The organism is Methanobrevibacter sp. V74, from assembly GCF_963082495.1.
Lineage (GTDB): Archaea > Methanobacteriota > Methanobacteria > Methanobacteriales > Methanobacteriaceae > Methanocatella.
This window is the reverse complement of record NZ_CAUJAN010000002.1, coordinates 196,498-210,320: the sequence shown is the minus strand read 5'-3', so window position 1 is coordinate 210,320 and position 13,823 is coordinate 196,498. Positions and strand designations below refer to the sequence as shown.

Genomic DNA, 13,823 nt, shown 5'->3' with positions numbered 1-13,823 from the left:
CACCTAATTTTTTAATAATTCTCTTCAATGAATTCCTTAAAATCTTCATTTGTAAACCCTTTTGATTCCATAAATTTTATTAAATCAGAAATGAAGTCATGTTGTTTGTTTAATAAATTTACCGCAGATACTGCTTCTTCAATTTCATCCGTCTCAAATAAATAAACTACATCACCTTCTCTATCAATAACATAATAACGTTCTTCATCGAATTCAATGTAATATCGTTTACCTTCAAAACTTTTAAGATAATCAGAAGTTGATTGTGCCTCTCCTATGTGCACTCTGTTTAGAAATGATTCTAATTGTCTTAAATCATCAATATCATTGAGATTGAAAAATTTAATCTCTTCTCTGTCATTAAATTTAAGATAATGTTCGTCTTGATTATACCTTACTTTTGAAAATCTTTTCATATTCCACACCTATTAATATATTTGCTTACTAATTCTTCTGAGCCATATTCAAATATTAAATCCTTAACATAATTCATATCCTCGTGCAATAGTTGTAATATGTCTTTATAGTCTTTGATTTCTTTATTTAAGTGGTTTAATAATTCAACAATGCTCTCAACATTCTTTTCATGTTCTAACCAGTATGCTCTATTGGTTTTATTGTCTATGATTTCAGTTTTACAATCAGTTATTTCAAAACGATCATCTATCCTCCCAAGTCTTTCAACAGTTAAATAATATTTCTCATTATCATTTTCTAATCTATCAACCTTAGCCCTAAGTTTAGTATTTTCTTTATCTAACTTATTAACAATGTCAAATGAATCATCTACATCAACTCTTTCTCCTGTTAATGTATCCACCCAGTAATAGTCATCATCTATAATTAATCTATCAGTCATTTAAATACCTCTTTTTTTGTTATTCTCTTCCCTTTCTTTAATACTGCTGTGATTGGATAATCCTCAGGCTGCTCAAGTATGTGTCCGTCAAATTCCAAATCATACCAAAAATTACCATCTTTCAATACCAATTCCTCATCAAAAATATCAGATAATTTTAACCTTTTTTTGTTTTCACTATTATTGAAATCGTTATCTTTACTCAATTTTTACACACTCCTTTTTTTGGGTATGTGTTGTACCCTGTTTTTTCCAAGTATTCTAATACTTTTTCCTCTGTTGTTAAATTTCCTGCTCCAATAATCAGTTTACAGTAAGTATCATCAACCATTAGTTTAATGTAAATGTTTGAGATATCGAATATTTCTAATTCGTTTAATGCTTTCCAAGCTAATGGATATTCTGTTCTATATAATCCTATTTCAACATATATTGTCCTATCTGTTGAGGATAGAATCATGTCTACTGCTTTTTGAACTTTATCAGTAACCCTATTGCTCATTTTTGGCCTCCAATAATGCTGTTTTAACAGTAACTAAACCTTTTAAATAATTCAATCTTCTTTTACAATAATCAATACTAAACTCTAACTCTTTTAATTCATTTGCCATATCTAATAGTTCATTTTTCACATGATTTTTTCTAACACTTTCATTATTCTTACCATAGAGTTGTTTAAAATCAGTACTTGCAATAATCTCTTCACTTAACTCATTGTACTTTTCCTTTAAATGATAGTATTTTATTTCCTTACTTGATAATTCAATGATAAGTTCACTCCACTCGCTTAAATTTACACTAATTTCTTCGTTCATTTCCATTCCCCTTTAGTATCTTCTACGATACCCCTGTTCTTCACAATAATCTCTTAAATCTTTATACCATCTTTTATTACTAAAATTAGAACTCAAATCAGGTTTAACTTTTAAAGTTGCTCTTTTTAATGACAAACCTTGTTCCAAAAATGGTTTAACACCAATAAACAATTCTTTTATTTCAGCCCTTCTCTCAGCAGTAGTCTGACTAATAACAGTAATTCCATCATTCATCTTTTAAAACCCCCTTTTTATAACAATGTTATATTAAATCATTGATTGATTTAATCCTAAAAATAAATAAATAAATAAAAAAAATTTCTCTCTTGAAAAAATTTCTAGAGATGAATGTGTATTAATGCGCATATACACATTAATACACATTGCCCTATAAGTACTCACGAAAATACACTTGAAATTGTTAAATTTCTCATGAATATTTAACATAAGCAATCTCCTCAGCATCCAAAATCTGTTTAATCTCATCAAAAGAAACATGTTTACGCTTACATTCAGCTTCAACTTTATTCAACCCAACAACTCCCTTCCTGGAATAAATAGTATTAACCCACTCCATAATCTCTTGAATATTAGAACCATTCTCTTGAATTATAACCTCTTTCTTCTCAAGCTCACAAATTCTTTTAGTAATTGATTTCTCTTCAAGTTTCAACTCATGCAACCTATTTACTAATTCATCCTTTTCATCAGAACCATACATATCCATAGCCAATAACTCATTAACACGATTAGATACACTAAGATACCTATCTTTTGCAGCATCAACAATATCACAATCAAGAGTAAGTTGAATACGTTGCTTACCACTCATAACCCCACCCCTTTGAATACTATAGGATCATCCAGTAAGGTCATTGTTATGAATTTCATGTAATCAATACACTGAAGAATATGTTTACATAAATGACGTCCTAACATGCAACCAGGACAATCACATAACCAATGATTATCAATATCCCATGTAACCATATATGTTTCAGGATTACTACTGGATCTGACTTCGAATTGGATTACTTCATTATCCCCATGGGTAATGGTTATTGGAGAAGTCATATGGACTCCTCCACATCATCATCCTCAATTGCTTCGGGACAATGTTCATTAATGAAAGCTAATAACTTATCTTCCATGTCTGCACTAATGTCCCCATTTCCAATTAATACTAATAAGCGATTTTTCATACTTACTTTATTAATTATGGATTTTGTTTGTTGTAGTGATGCTTTGATGGTTCGTGCATAGTTTAAGCTTACTGGATCATAATCTACGTCTTGTAGTTTATCTCCAGTGGTGAACTCTTCCTTATTAATTTCTACATCAATCATCTCATTAGATTTTCTACTCTTTGGCATTTCTTCTGCAGTCATTTCATCACTGCTTACCTCACCAGCTCCTATCAACTCACTAATGGCACGGTTAGTTGCCCGTGTTTTAGCAGTTGATATGATAGTATGATCACTGACTTTTTGTTTACCTTTTTCACTACGGGAGCATAATGCATCTGATTCAACACTACGCCCATTAGGCAATGTTGCACATACACAATAATATGCTTCACTAATACGACCAGTTTTAGTTCTTATGAACTCATGAGTAACAATATGAGTATTTACATTAAATGCCCTACCTAATTTTTGCCAAGCACTTTTCTTTTTAAATTCCCTTTCAACTAAGCCATATTCTCCTTTACTATTTTTTTCTTTAACCATGATTTTTTGAAAATCATTCTCATCAAGAATACCTTCTTTCCCACATAATCTTTGATACACATTCCACTGTTCAATAGCAGTATCAACATCAGGAACAATATCCTTTATATTCATTAAAGTATTTTCTGTAGCCATTTTATACTCCTCCATATAAGAAGTTTCTCATAACACCAGATTCAATAGTAAACATACCATGCATCACATTGAATAATAAGCCGAATAATGCTGCTAAAACAATGAATAATACTAGGAATGTTATATTTGGATGGTTCATTGCCCATTCTAAAAGAAGATTAAAGAAGGAAGTGTTACTTTCTTCCACTTTCCCTAATCTAGCTGGAGTATCTTTTTTAGTAGTGTAATCAAATAATATCATATTCAATCACCCCTTTTAAGAATACTAATGTTTTTAAGAATTTCATCCGCAGAAGTTTGGTTGATCATAATCAAAGCAACATCACCCCTACCCTCAGCTTGAACATAATACTCAATTCTCTGAGTAAACAAGTACTCTTCAATATCCTGTCTATGATACCTGTTAACGATTAAAGCATCAAAACGATAACCCGTACCATTAAAAGTAAAAACTCTGGAAACAGGTAATACAATTTGATTTTTGTTGATGAAAGCTTCCTGTATTGCTTCAATGTCTTCTAAATTCCAAACTGTTTTATTATGAACTAACCAACCTACACTTTCGCTACGTTGAAAATCATTAGTATATGATTTACTCATAAATACCACTCCTCATAACAGGAGTAGTATTCATCATACATTTCCTTTAGGTCCTCTTCACTCATTTCTGATGGATGTAGTGAAAGATATTGTTGATACTGCTTATCAACACTACTCTCACCAGGTTCATCAAAACTATGCGGATACACTTCAAAAGAGGAATACATGCTCATAATATTCCCTCCGTATTAATGTCCTCTTTAGAAATGTTTAATCCTAAAGCCATATCTATGGCTTTTTGAGGATCATCCCCATCTCCATATACGTATCCTTGTACATCTACTACATTCCATTTATGAGTTATTGGGGTTTCCCATAAAAAGTAGTGTTTAACCATTTAAATCACCTTCTTTTTGAGCTTGAAGGTAATTCCAACCAATTTTGAGGACTGTATCAGTAAGTCCTTCATCTTCTAATTGTTTTTTTACTTCTTCACTAAATTCTTTCATATAAATCACGCATTGGATTTTTTAGATATGTTTTCAAAAGTTGCCGCTTTTGAACCATGTCTGTAATAATAAATTGGTTGTGGTAGTATATAAATATTACTCTTTTCATTAACCTTATTAGGACAAATTTTAAATACTGTATAGTATATATATAATAGTAATTAAGAATAAACATGGAGGTCATGGTAGTGATATTCAAACAAAAAACAAAAATCATCAAAGGCGCAAGCAATACTAATGCAGTTAAAAGTAGTGTCCCCGCCACAATAGCTAAAATGCTCAATGTTAAATCTGGAGATAGAATTGAATGGTGTGTTGAGAGTATTAATGATGAATTAACTGTTAAAGTTTCTAAAGTTGTAGAATAATTCTCTTTTTTAATTTTTTTAATCTTATTAATTTTAAAGATAGCTCCCGCTAATGTTGTTGATAACTCCCTACTTCGTGTAGGACTATTTATTTTGGCATAGGATAAATTTAAATAGTTTTTAGGTAATAAATTATAATAGGTTATGAAATCACGCATTGGTATTCCGTCCCGGAATTACTAATTTTTTTGTAGCCTATTGTGGTGAGGTGTTGCCGCACCTACGACCCACAATTATTACAAAAAATCTTATTTTCGTTTGTTTTTCTTTTTGATTTCTCTTAAATAAACATTAACTGTTTTTAATATTTGCTCCTTATAATTATAAATTTCATTAACATTTTTGATATTATAAGCTTTAAATAGCTTTTTGCCTTTTCCTGCTTTTTCATATCCATCAAATAAACTTATTCTTAACCGATGAATGTTATTAAAATACATTCTAGCTACAGGATAATATTTATTATCATCTAATAATACATTACAGTAACTTTTAAAGTCACGTAAATATATTCTTTCAGGATTTATTATTTTAGCATAGGATAAATTTAAATAGTTTTTATTATAAAAATTACATATGGTTACTATGGTCTCACTGTCCTGTGAACTATTTTTTGTAACCTGATTGGGTGAGATGTTGGCGCATCTACGACCCCAATCCATTATTACAAAAACCTTATTTTTTCTTTTTAATTTCTCTCAATCATTGTTTTTATTCATAATCTTGGTCTGTTTGATACCAATAACTTTTCCTAGAATCCTCATCATAAATTCTTTTATAATCATGTCCATTTTCTTTTTTTACTGGTTGTGAATGTGTGTATGCCCAATCATCACCATTTTTATTGGATTTATCCCATTTTTCAACATAACTATCAGATCCGTATTCTGGTTCTTTATTTTCTTCTTGATTTTTATTATTATTTGATTTTATTGTTGATTTAGTATGTTTTATATTACTTGTATTATCTACTGTTTTGTTTGTAATGTTAGTAGTATTATTTTTTGTAATATTGGTTGTATTGTTTGCTTGAGTTTTATTATTCAAATCATGATGATTAGAATATGTTGCACATAGTATTATTACACAAATGATTATTAAAATTCCAAGTATTTTTTTAATTTTCATTTTTTTCATCACCTATTTTTGCCCATTTGTATATATACGCACTAGTATTATCTCTTTTACGTTTCTTTTTATTCTTTTTCTTATCTTCTTTTTCTTCAGTAATGTTTCTATTATATATTTTCATTGTATCACTACTGAAATTACTGTTATTAATGTTAAAAATAATCCTAAAGCAAAGAAGTAAAATCCAAATTTAGAATACTCTCCTTTACCATTAGCAACATTTAAATTATAATTCACAACATATTCGCTTTCACCAATAAATTCACTAATATATTCTTCACAGGTCACATCATCTTCATAATGATGACATACTGTTTCAGGAGTAGGGTAAAATTTGTATTGTTTTACCATGCAAGATTTAATGAATAAACCTGCTGAAAGGAAATATGATATTAATGATAATACTAAGGTTATTACTCCAATGGAGTATACAATATTTGGAAGTATTGTTACTTGTATAGTGAACATTATTCCAATGATACTTATCATTTGCACTGCTTTATTATCTAAGCTTTGAATTGATTCATCAACAATCCTGTATGATGTTTTCATATTTTCAACATTTATTAAATCATCCATGTTTCCCATAACTCCTCTTTAATTTTTTAAATCATTCATCTAATGTTTTTGGATTTTTTGCTGTTTTTTTACTTACTACTTTTTTACCTGTATTTGCTTCTAGTTCTTTGCGTGCATTACCTGCAATGTCTCCTCCTCGTTTAGCTATTATTTTGCTTTCTTTGAAACCTTCGGGATTTTCAGTTTTACTAATTTCTGTAGTGGCTAATTCACCTAGCATATTTATAACTAATTCTGCATTAGTCATATTATCACGTAAACTTTCTTTTTTTAATCCTTTAAATTGTTTGTGTTGTTTTGTTGTTAATCCAAATGAGGATTTACTTATTTCATTTGTGAGAATTGCATATTCACGACCTATTTTAACACCAGACCTATCCCATTCAGCAGTTAAGTCTTTTCTTATTTCGATACTTCTCATTCTTTGAGTGATCCATTCTTCAGTATACCCTTTTTCACGATATAAATTAATTGCTCTTTCAATAGCTAATTCAGGGTCTGCTATTTCATTAAGTCTTTCACTACCTACTTGAGCTAACCATTGTTTGAATGGTTCTGCTTTAGGTGATGGGACTGATTGAATAAGTCTTAATAATTCTTTTGTTGTTGCAACATCTGTTAATCGCATTTTTCCATCTTTTGCAGGCATTTTCAACTTGTGACAAATTGTCACACTTTCATCAGATTCATCTGAAATTCGTTGTTTTAGCTTTCTCCAGTATGCACTAGGATTTTTACTTTTAGTAAGAATTGCAATAACATCTATTACTGAGAAATAATAATCTTCTATTTCATCGTCCCATTTAACTCTTATTTCTTGGGATTCAAATAATTTAATGTTGTTTTGTTTATCACTCATTTTTTTTTAACCACGCTAATAATAATTTTTTTAGTTGTTATTTTTATATTTTGTAAATTTTTTATTTAAATGTTTCTATTCATGTTATTTATAATTTGAAGTTGTATTGTTCAGTATTTTTAAGTGAATATTATTTAGTTGTTCATGGTGAAAAAATGAAACACAATGCATTTCATTTTTCCGTGTTCAACAAAAACAATAAAACTATAACAATTTGTGCAATCTATCTAATTTATCATCACTAATATTACCTAAAACTAATTTTTCCAAATTATCCATACGTTTATTAGTTTCATCATACTGTTTTTTCAACTCACTATTCTCACTTTCCAACACATCATTCTTTTCTTTAGCCATATCCAATTCGCTTTTAACTTTATTAATGTCCTCAATAACAATAAAAGGCAATGCAGATACATATTCACTTTTCAATTTACTAGGTTTTATTTTAATATAAGAATTATAAGCAATACTTTGAGGTTTACGGCCTTGCAACAAATCCACCTTACCTTCACTCATACCAGCTTCAATTAATTGTGTAGCATGATAACGTCTTAACATGTGCGGTGCAAACCTACTATACTGGCCATTTTTACCTAAACTTAGATTGTCATTAGTGTCTTTGAATAATTGATTGAAATATCTTTCATTAACATGAAATAATAGTTTATTCTTTTTCAAATAATCTGGCCTGCTAAGCAGATACATATTAATTGCACGTGTACTTTCAGGTGAACTGAAAGTATAATATTGTACTCCAGTTTTTTGTCTTTTGAGATGCCATGTTGGGATCACATCAATTTCAGCCATATCATTTATAGCTTCCCATACATTTTCATGATTATGATATTCAGAAGTAGCTTCTAAATAATCTTCAATTGTTAAATTCAAAATATCTATCCTGCTTATCCCGCTGCTGGACATTAATAAAGTGATAGCTTTTAACAAAGGATTATTTGTTTCAATACATAATTTCAGAATTTCCCTGTCAACAAGATTATCAGGATTGATTGGTATTGACTGGTTGCTTTGTTTGGTGCTGAAATAGGGTAATGATTCTATGGTTATATCATAATGGCGGAATACTGTTTTGATCATTGTTAAATATGTCCGTGCTGTTGATATTTTATAATTTTCAAATACCCATTTGCGGTATTTTATTAACCATTTTCGCAAACTACAGTTTTTCCATCTGATATTGTTTTCCTCTTCACGTTCAGCTATTTCTAAACATTCAATTATTGATTTTTGAGTTATTTGTTCAAAATATTTTACACTTCGCCAAAATATTCTTCGTGTACCTTCCGCAGTATTTCTCTCATTGAAAAGGGTTTGTAACATGTGGTATTTGTCCATGTGTTTATATTTCATTATATCACTTTTTTATCTGTTGTGAGAGAGAGCATTTGGTAAGTATTTGATGAATGTTGATGTTATTTTAATAAGTTATGAAATGTATTTGGATAACTCAGCAACTACTCAAGTTAGCAAAGAAGTTTTAGATGAAATGATGCCTTATTTCACAGAAGAATTCGGCAATCCGTCAACTCTTTATGGAATAGGTCGCGAATCTAAAAAAGCATTAGAATTAGCCCGTCAAAGAGTAGCCGATTCAATCAATGCTAAAAAAGATGAGATTATATTTACTAGTGGTGGTTCCGAATCCGATAATTTAGCAATTAAGGGCATCGCTTTTAAATTAGCTAAAAAAGGTAAACACATAATTACAAGTGAAATTGAACATCCTGCTGTAAAAAACACTTTGGGATTTTTAGAGTCTCTTGACTTTAAAGTAACCTATTTGCCGGTTTATGAAAATGGCATTATTAAAATTGAAGATTTGGAGGAGGCAATCACTGATGAGACAATTTTAATCACCATTATGCATGGTAACAATGAAATTGGTACTATTCAGCCCATTGGGGAAATTGGCAGAATCGCCCATGAAAAAGGAATCAAATTCCATACTGATGCAGTACAAACTTTCGGCAAAATTGAAGTGGATGTTGAAAAATTAAATGTTGATTTACTTTCATTATCCTCCCATAAGGTAAACGGTCCAAAAGGTGTTGGAGCATTATATGTTAAAAAAGGAACAAGGGTGGTGCCTCTTATCCATGGGGGAGGTCAAGAAAAAGGCATCAGATCTGGAACAGAAAACGTTTCAGGTATTGTTGGTTTTGGAAAAGCATGTGAACTGGCTGTAGAAAACCTCAAGGAACATTATGAGAAACATATTGCCTTAAGAGATGAACTAATTGAAAAGGTGCTTTCAAGAATTCCGGATTCGTATTTAAATGGGGATCCTGAAAAGAGATTGCCTAATATTGTAAACTTCAGATTTAAAGCCATTGAAGGGGAATCTTTAATTTTACTTTTAGATGCTAAAGGATATCAGGCATCTACTGGTTCAGCATGTTCATCAAATACTTTAGAGGCATCTCCAGTATTGGCAGCATTAGGTTTAGATCCTGTTGATGTTCATGGTTCTCTAAGAGTATCTTTATCTCCAGAAAGTGACGATTTCAATATTGATGAATTTGTTGAAGTAATCGCCGGCTCAGTTGAAAGATTAAGACAAATGTCCCCATTATGGAATCAGGAATTAAATTATAACAAAGTTGTAGGAAGAGAATAGGAGAGTGTTTATATGGATTATTCAGAAAAGGTAATGGATCACTTTGCAAACCCAAGAAATTGTAGAATGATGGATGATGCAGATGGAGTGGGAACTGTTGGAAACCCAACATGCGGAGATTTAATGACAATTTACATTAAAGTAAAAGATGATGTTATTCAGGATATAAGTTTCCAAACATTTGGTTGTGGAGCAGCTATTGCAACAAGCAGTATGATTACTGAAATTGCTGTTGGAAAAACCTTGGAGGAAGCTTTAAAAATATCTCGTAATGATGTTGCTGAAGAGTTAGATGGCCTTCCACCTATAAAAATGCATTGTTCAAACCTTGCTGCCGATGGACTTCAAGCTGCAATTGAAAATTATTATGAAAATAATCAATAATAATATATACTCTAAATAATAAACCATTCATTATATCTAATGGAGATGTTTTATATGGCAAAAATATTAAAATGTAATGAATGTGGAAGTATTATTCAGGTGTTAGCTGAAGGCGATGAAAGTGTATGTAATGATCACATGTTTGAATTCCCTACACAAACTGAAGGGGATAAAGCTCTTAAACATAAACCTGTTGTGGAAATTGATGGGAATAATGTAACCGTTAAAGTCGGTGAAGCTGCCCATCCAATGGATGATGACCACTACATTCAATTTGTTGTTGTTGAAGCAGGTGCTGAACAATATGCCAAATGCTTCAAACCGGGAGACGTTGCAGAAGCTACATTTACTGTAAACTCAACTGATGATGTTAAAGCATTGGCTTTCTGTAATCAACATGGACTTTGGTCCAGTGAATAAGTTTAAAAATTATTTTTAAACTCCTTTTTTTCTTATTTTTTTTCATAATAATGTTTAATTACTTGTTAGTATATAATTTATATTGTGTCTAGTTATGTTAAATTAGTAATTTTTATTGTAGTTTTGCTTGTTGTATCCGTCTCTATTGTTCTAATGGATAGTTCAATGGAAAATATTAACAAATCTATGCCAAAAATTAGTGATGGAATTGTTCAGGGGGATGCAGATTACAATGAATCCGTTAAATTATTAAATCAACGAAATTTTCATGATGCAAGTCAAAAAGCAGACGATGCGAAGGATAATTATAATAGGAGTTTGGCAAAATTATCCGAAATTTTAGATAAATATGGCAGTGATTTAAATGAAGTACATAAGAATTATATGGACACAACAATACATGAATTAAAATTAAAACTAAACGCTACTGATGAGCTTAAAGAATCAATATACTATTTGGAAAAAAATTATAATTATACCGGCTCAACCCATGGTAGTGAAGCTAATGATTTAATGTATGATGCAGTAAAATATCAAGATGAAAGAAATAATATTGTTCAAGGGAATAATGAATTATTTACTTAATATGAGGTTTTTAAATTGAAAACAAAATGTCGCAAGTGTAAGGGAATAGGTTCAATTGTGGTGGACTATAAAGAATGTGACGCCTGTGGAGGAACAGGTTTTGAAGATGATTTGTTCAATGTAGGTACTCATTTTAAAGGAGTAAACAGTAAAGCAAAAGCTAAATTTGACCTTGGAGGAGAAGAGGATATTCCATGTGAGGTATGTAATGGAAAAGGACAGGTTGAAGTATATGAGGAATGTCCTGATTGTCATGGAACCGGTCAGATTAATGTATGTAGGGACTGTGGAAAACTTCTTGATGAAAATGATATATGTCCGGAATGTAGAGAAAAAAGAAAGGTTGAAAAAATGAAATATGAGGAATACGAAGCTAAAAGAAAACAACCTAAGGATGTTTATGTCTTAGATTCTTTGTGTAATATGAAAGATATGGATAAAAATAAATTATATCTGGGAAAAGTAACAAGAGTTGAAAAATATGGTTCTTTTGTTACATTAAATAATGATGTTTGGGGACTCATGAGAGGCGATGTTTCTGATTATAAAGTCGGTGATGAGGTTATTGTAGTTGTAACAGCTATTAAATCAAGAGAAGGCAAAATAGATTTCGAACCGGCGCATGTTGAATCTTATAATATTAAAAAATTAACTAAATCTATTCCAAGAACTCTTATCTCTCAATTGGATGAGAAAAAATCCAAGTTTGTTAGAATTGATGGTGAAGTCCAACAAATTCAACAGACCTCTGGACCAACAATATTCATTATTAGTGATGAAAGTGGAACTACTGAAATTGCCGCTTTTGATAAAGCAGGTGAGAGATCTTATCCTGAAATCGAGGTAGCTGATGCGGTGCAGGTTATTGGTGAAGTGAACGAACACAGTGGAAAAACACAAATAGAGTCATCTTCAATGATTAAACTTGATGAGGAAAACACTAAGCAACTACATAAATTGATAGACGATGCATTAAATGAGAGAGCTAAACCGCAAGAGGTTGATTTCTTAGTCAAAAGTGATATTTTAAACAGACTCAAACCTAAAATGTATGAAGCCGCTCAAAAAATTAGAAGAGCGATACTTGATGGAAGGACTATTTTACTTAGACACCATAATGATGCCGATGGAATTTGCTCAGGTGTTGCAATGGAAAAAGCTATCGTTCCTTTAATACAGAAAGTAAATCCAAGTAATGATGCTGAATATTATTACTTTAAAAGATCACCGAGTAAAGCTCCATTCTATGAGCTTGAGGATGTTGTTAAGGACTTGTCATTTGCACTTGAAGACCAAGAAAGGCATGGGCAAAAATTACCATTAATCGTATTATTGGATAACGGTTCAACTGAAGAGGATATTGTGGCATTAATGCAAGCTAAAATCTATGATATAGAAGTCGTTGTAATCGACCACCACTTTCCAGGGGAATTGCTTACAAAGGACGTAAGGAATGGTGAAATTTATGGTGCAAGAGTATCTGTTGACGAATATGTTGATACTCATGTAAATCCATACTTGGTTGGTGGAGATTCACAATTAACTGCCGGTTGTCTTGCAGCAGAAGTAGCCCATATTATAAATCCTGAAGTAGAGGAATTAATTAAACATTTACCGGCTATTGCAGCATTAGGTGACCGTGCTGAATGCGGTGAAGTCTGCCAATACTTAGAATTGGCTGCTCAAAAGGGTTTTACAAAAGAACACTTATCAAAAGTCGCTGAATGTGTTGACTTTGAAGCTTATTTCTTAAGATTCATGAATGGTAGAGGTATAATGGATACAATTCTTGCTGTTGATAATTTCGATAAACACAGAAAAATGATTGATGCATTATACAAGGAATATCAAAAACGTATTGACACTCAACTTAGAGCGGCTCTACCAAATATCAAACAAACCCAACTTGACAATGGAATCTACATAAACCTTTTAGATGTTGAAAAATTCGCACATAAGTTCACATTCCCTGCTCCTGGAAAAACCTGCGGATTTGTTCATGATCATGTAATAAAACAATTGGGTGAAGACAAACCGATTGTTACATTAGGTCATGGGCCTGATTTTGGTGTATTTAGGGCAACTGATGCCGTAAATGAGCAATATGGATTTAATGTAAATGAAATTGTTTCTAAAATGATTGAAAGAGTTCCACAAGCAGGTGTAGATGGTGGAGGTCATGAATGTGCAGGATCTATCAAATACATTGAAGGGCTTGGTGAAGAGGTATTGTTTAAAGTAGTTGGAGAGATTCAATCATTAAAAAAATAA

Annotated in this window: 25 protein-coding genes; 6 read left to right on the top strand and 19 right to left on the bottom strand. The window is 31.1% G+C overall.

What is annotated here, in order from left to right; all coding sequences use genetic code 11:
* Nucleotides 1-11: 11 nt before the first annotated feature.
* The 13 genes from Q9969_RS03715 to Q9969_RS03655 form a co-directional block, all read right to left on the bottom strand.
* Nucleotides 12-416 carry a hypothetical protein gene (locus Q9969_RS03715; protein WP_305554569.1) on the bottom strand — a complete coding sequence of 135 codons (405 nt, stop codon included), beginning with the start codon at nucleotides 414-416 and terminating at the stop codon, nucleotides 12-14.
* Entirely contained in the window at nucleotides 413-859 is a 447-nt protein-coding gene (locus tag Q9969_RS03710) for a hypothetical protein (protein ID WP_305554566.1), read from the bottom strand. Before Q9969_RS03710 ends, Q9969_RS03715 begins: the two co-directional genes overlap by 4 nt.
* Entirely contained in the window at nucleotides 856-1,065 is a 210-nt protein-coding gene (locus Q9969_RS03705; protein WP_305554563.1) for a hypothetical protein, read from the bottom strand. The genes Q9969_RS03710 and Q9969_RS03705 overlap by 4 nt, the downstream gene beginning before the upstream one ends.
* Nucleotides 1,062-1,361 (bottom strand): hypothetical protein, encoded by a 300-nt coding sequence (locus tag Q9969_RS03700; RefSeq protein ID WP_305554560.1) that lies wholly within the window; start codon nucleotides 1,359-1,361, stop codon nucleotides 1,062-1,064. Before Q9969_RS03700 ends, Q9969_RS03705 begins: the two co-directional genes overlap by 4 nt.
* The gene (locus Q9969_RS03695) at nucleotides 1,351-1,674 is read right to left on the bottom strand and encodes a hypothetical protein (protein ID WP_305554557.1); all 324 of its coding nucleotides are present in this window, start codon (nucleotides 1,672-1,674) and stop codon (nucleotides 1,351-1,353) included. Before Q9969_RS03695 ends, Q9969_RS03700 begins: the two co-directional genes overlap by 11 nt.
* Nucleotides 1,675-1,686: 12 nt before the next feature.
* Nucleotides 1,687-1,908, bottom strand: a complete 222-nt coding sequence (locus Q9969_RS03690) for a hypothetical protein (RefSeq protein WP_305554554.1) — start codon at nucleotides 1,906-1,908, stop codon at nucleotides 1,687-1,689.
* A 196-nt stretch (nucleotides 1,909-2,104) separates the two neighbouring features.
* On the bottom strand, nucleotides 2,105-2,506 hold the full coding sequence (locus Q9969_RS03685) for a hypothetical protein (protein ID WP_305554552.1): 402 nt from the start codon (nucleotides 2,504-2,506) through the stop codon (nucleotides 2,105-2,107).
* Entirely contained in the window at nucleotides 2,503-2,748 is a 246-nt protein-coding gene (locus tag Q9969_RS03680; protein WP_305554549.1) for a hypothetical protein, read from the bottom strand. The genes Q9969_RS03685 and Q9969_RS03680 overlap by 4 nt, the downstream gene beginning before the upstream one ends.
* Nucleotides 2,745-3,539 (bottom strand): hypothetical protein, encoded by a 795-nt coding sequence (locus Q9969_RS03675; RefSeq protein WP_305554546.1) that lies wholly within the window; start codon nucleotides 3,537-3,539, stop codon nucleotides 2,745-2,747. The genes Q9969_RS03680 and Q9969_RS03675 overlap by 4 nt, the downstream gene beginning before the upstream one ends.
* A 1-nt stretch (nucleotide 3,540) precedes the next feature.
* Nucleotides 3,541-3,780: a hypothetical protein gene (locus Q9969_RS03670; RefSeq protein WP_305554543.1), complete on the bottom strand. Its 240-nt coding sequence runs from the start codon at nucleotides 3,778-3,780 to the stop codon at nucleotides 3,541-3,543.
* A 2-nt stretch (nucleotides 3,781-3,782) separates the two neighbouring features.
* Complete coding sequence (locus Q9969_RS03665) at nucleotides 3,783-4,139, bottom strand: hypothetical protein (RefSeq protein WP_305554540.1); 357 nt, start codon at nucleotides 4,137-4,139, stop codon at nucleotides 3,783-3,785.
* Complete coding sequence (locus tag Q9969_RS03660) at nucleotides 4,136-4,312, bottom strand: hypothetical protein (protein WP_305554537.1); 177 nt, start codon at nucleotides 4,310-4,312, stop codon at nucleotides 4,136-4,138. The genes Q9969_RS03665 and Q9969_RS03660 overlap by 4 nt, the downstream gene beginning before the upstream one ends.
* The gene (locus tag Q9969_RS03655; RefSeq protein ID WP_305554534.1) at nucleotides 4,309-4,476 is read right to left on the bottom strand and encodes a hypothetical protein; all 168 of its coding nucleotides are present in this window, start codon (nucleotides 4,474-4,476) and stop codon (nucleotides 4,309-4,311) included. The genes Q9969_RS03660 and Q9969_RS03655 overlap by 4 nt, the downstream gene beginning before the upstream one ends.
* Nucleotides 4,477-4,776: 300 nt before the next feature.
* On the opposite strand from Q9969_RS03655, the gene Q9969_RS03650 reads away from it, so the two are divergent.
* The gene (locus Q9969_RS03650) at nucleotides 4,777-4,956 is read left to right on the top strand and encodes a hypothetical protein (RefSeq protein WP_305554531.1); all 180 of its coding nucleotides are present in this window, start codon (nucleotides 4,777-4,779) and stop codon (nucleotides 4,954-4,956) included.
* Between the two features lie 248 nt (nucleotides 4,957-5,204).
* Here the strand turns inward: Q9969_RS03650 and Q9969_RS03645 are convergent, their stop codons facing one another.
* The 6 genes from Q9969_RS03645 to Q9969_RS03620 all read right to left on the bottom strand — a co-directional run bounded on the left by Q9969_RS03645 (nucleotide 5,205) and on the right by Q9969_RS03620 (nucleotide 8,896).
* On the bottom strand, nucleotides 5,205-5,618 hold the full coding sequence (locus Q9969_RS03645; protein ID WP_305554528.1) for a hypothetical protein: 414 nt from the start codon (nucleotides 5,616-5,618) through the stop codon (nucleotides 5,205-5,207).
* A 49-nt stretch (nucleotides 5,619-5,667) separates the two neighbouring features.
* Nucleotides 5,668-6,084 carry a hypothetical protein gene (locus Q9969_RS03640; protein ID WP_305554525.1) on the bottom strand — a complete coding sequence of 139 codons (417 nt, stop codon included), beginning with the start codon at nucleotides 6,082-6,084 and terminating at the stop codon, nucleotides 5,668-5,670.
* Nucleotides 6,074-6,208 carry a hypothetical protein gene (locus Q9969_RS03635; RefSeq protein ID WP_305554522.1) on the bottom strand — a complete coding sequence of 45 codons (135 nt, stop codon included), beginning with the start codon at nucleotides 6,206-6,208 and terminating at the stop codon, nucleotides 6,074-6,076. The genes Q9969_RS03640 and Q9969_RS03635 overlap by 11 nt, the downstream gene beginning before the upstream one ends.
* Nucleotides 6,205-6,666, bottom strand: coding sequence for a hypothetical protein (locus Q9969_RS03630; protein WP_305554519.1), 462 nt, complete (start codon nucleotides 6,664-6,666; stop codon nucleotides 6,205-6,207). The genes Q9969_RS03635 and Q9969_RS03630 overlap by 4 nt, the downstream gene beginning before the upstream one ends.
* 31 nt (nucleotides 6,667-6,697) lie before the next feature.
* Nucleotides 6,698-7,525, bottom strand: coding sequence for a Bro-N domain-containing protein (locus tag Q9969_RS03625; protein ID WP_305554517.1), 828 nt, complete (start codon nucleotides 7,523-7,525; stop codon nucleotides 6,698-6,700).
* Between the two features lie 204 nt (nucleotides 7,526-7,729).
* On the bottom strand, nucleotides 7,730-8,896 hold the full coding sequence (locus Q9969_RS03620) for a tyrosine-type recombinase/integrase (RefSeq protein ID WP_305554514.1): 1,167 nt from the start codon (nucleotides 8,894-8,896) through the stop codon (nucleotides 7,730-7,732).
* Nucleotides 8,897-8,978: 82 nt separating this feature from the next.
* Here Q9969_RS03620 and Q9969_RS03615 point away from each other — a divergent pair, with 82 nt between their 5' ends.
* The 5 genes from Q9969_RS03615 to Q9969_RS03595 all read left to right on the top strand — a co-directional run bounded on the left by Q9969_RS03615 (nucleotide 8,979) and on the right by Q9969_RS03595 (nucleotide 13,823).
* Nucleotides 8,979-10,163 (top strand): cysteine desulfurase family protein, encoded by a 1,185-nt coding sequence (locus Q9969_RS03615; protein WP_305555008.1) that lies wholly within the window; start codon nucleotides 8,979-8,981, stop codon nucleotides 10,161-10,163.
* A gap of 12 nt (nucleotides 10,164-10,175) precedes the next feature.
* Complete coding sequence (gene nifU, locus Q9969_RS03610; protein WP_305554511.1) at nucleotides 10,176-10,547, top strand: Fe-S cluster assembly scaffold protein NifU; 372 nt, start codon at nucleotides 10,176-10,178, stop codon at nucleotides 10,545-10,547.
* 54 nt (nucleotides 10,548-10,601) lie between these two features.
* A complete protein-coding gene (locus tag Q9969_RS03605) occupies nucleotides 10,602-10,967 on the top strand; it encodes a desulfoferrodoxin family protein (protein ID WP_305514103.1) in 366 nt (121 codons plus the stop codon).
* A gap of 153 nt (nucleotides 10,968-11,120) precedes the next feature.
* A complete protein-coding gene (locus Q9969_RS03600; protein WP_305554508.1) occupies nucleotides 11,121-11,552 on the top strand; it encodes a hypothetical protein in 432 nt (143 codons plus the stop codon).
* 15 nt (nucleotides 11,553-11,567) lie between these two features.
* On the top strand, nucleotides 11,568-13,823 hold the full coding sequence (locus tag Q9969_RS03595) for a DHH family phosphoesterase (protein WP_305554505.1): 2,256 nt from the start codon (nucleotides 11,568-11,570) through the stop codon (nucleotides 13,821-13,823).

Coding starts and splice junctions, on each gene's coding strand:
- Q9969_RS03605 (WP_305514103.1), top strand. CDS start 10,602: ATGGCAAAAATATTAAAATGTAATGAATGTGGAAGTATTATTCAGGTG.
- Q9969_RS03640 (WP_305554525.1), bottom strand. CDS start 6,084: ATGAAAATTAAAAAAATACTTGGAATTTTAATAATCATTTGTGTAATA.
- Q9969_RS03620 (WP_305554514.1), bottom strand. CDS start 8,896: ATGAAATATAAACACATGGACAAATACCACATGTTACAAACCCTTTTC.
- Q9969_RS03635 (WP_305554522.1), bottom strand. CDS start 6,208: ATGAAAATATATAATAGAAACATTACTGAAGAAAAAGAAGATAAGAAA.
- Q9969_RS03700 (WP_305554560.1), bottom strand. CDS start 1,361: ATGAGCAATAGGGTTACTGATAAAGTTCAAAAAGCAGTAGACATGATT.
- Q9969_RS03710 (WP_305554566.1), bottom strand. CDS start 859: ATGACTGATAGATTAATTATAGATGATGACTATTACTGGGTGGATACA.
- Q9969_RS03685 (WP_305554552.1), bottom strand. CDS start 2,506: ATGAGTGGTAAGCAACGTATTCAACTTACTCTTGATTGTGATATTGTT.
- Q9969_RS03655 (WP_305554534.1), bottom strand. CDS start 4,476: ATGGTTAAACACTACTTTTTATGGGAAACCCCAATAACTCATAAATGG.
- Q9969_RS03690 (WP_305554554.1), bottom strand. CDS start 1,908: ATGAATGATGGAATTACTGTTATTAGTCAGACTACTGCTGAGAGAAGG.
- nifU (WP_305554511.1), top strand. CDS start 10,176: ATGGATTATTCAGAAAAGGTAATGGATCACTTTGCAAACCCAAGAAAT.
- Q9969_RS03615 (WP_305555008.1), top strand. CDS start 8,979: ATGTATTTGGATAACTCAGCAACTACTCAAGTTAGCAAAGAAGTTTTA.
- Q9969_RS03630 (WP_305554519.1), bottom strand. CDS start 6,666: ATGGATGATTTAATAAATGTTGAAAATATGAAAACATCATACAGGATT.
- Q9969_RS03695 (WP_305554557.1), bottom strand. CDS start 1,674: ATGAACGAAGAAATTAGTGTAAATTTAAGCGAGTGGAGTGAACTTATC.
- Q9969_RS03600 (WP_305554508.1), top strand. CDS start 11,121: ATGGATAGTTCAATGGAAAATATTAACAAATCTATGCCAAAAATTAGT.
- Q9969_RS03625 (WP_305554517.1), bottom strand. CDS start 7,525: ATGAGTGATAAACAAAACAACATTAAATTATTTGAATCCCAAGAAATA.
- Q9969_RS03675 (WP_305554546.1), bottom strand. CDS start 3,539: ATGGCTACAGAAAATACTTTAATGAATATAAAGGATATTGTTCCTGAT.
- Q9969_RS03670 (WP_305554543.1), bottom strand. CDS start 3,780: ATGATATTATTTGATTACACTACTAAAAAAGATACTCCAGCTAGATTA.
- Q9969_RS03665 (WP_305554540.1), bottom strand. CDS start 4,139: ATGAGTAAATCATATACTAATGATTTTCAACGTAGCGAAAGTGTAGGT.
- Q9969_RS03660 (WP_305554537.1), bottom strand. CDS start 4,312: ATGAGCATGTATTCCTCTTTTGAAGTGTATCCGCATAGTTTTGATGAA.
- Q9969_RS03645 (WP_305554528.1), bottom strand. CDS start 5,618: ATGGATTGGGGTCGTAGATGCGCCAACATCTCACCCAATCAGGTTACA.
- Q9969_RS03680 (WP_305554549.1), bottom strand. CDS start 2,748: ATGACTTCTCCAATAACCATTACCCATGGGGATAATGAAGTAATCCAA.
- Q9969_RS03715 (WP_305554569.1), bottom strand. CDS start 416: ATGAAAAGATTTTCAAAAGTAAGGTATAATCAAGACGAACATTATCTT.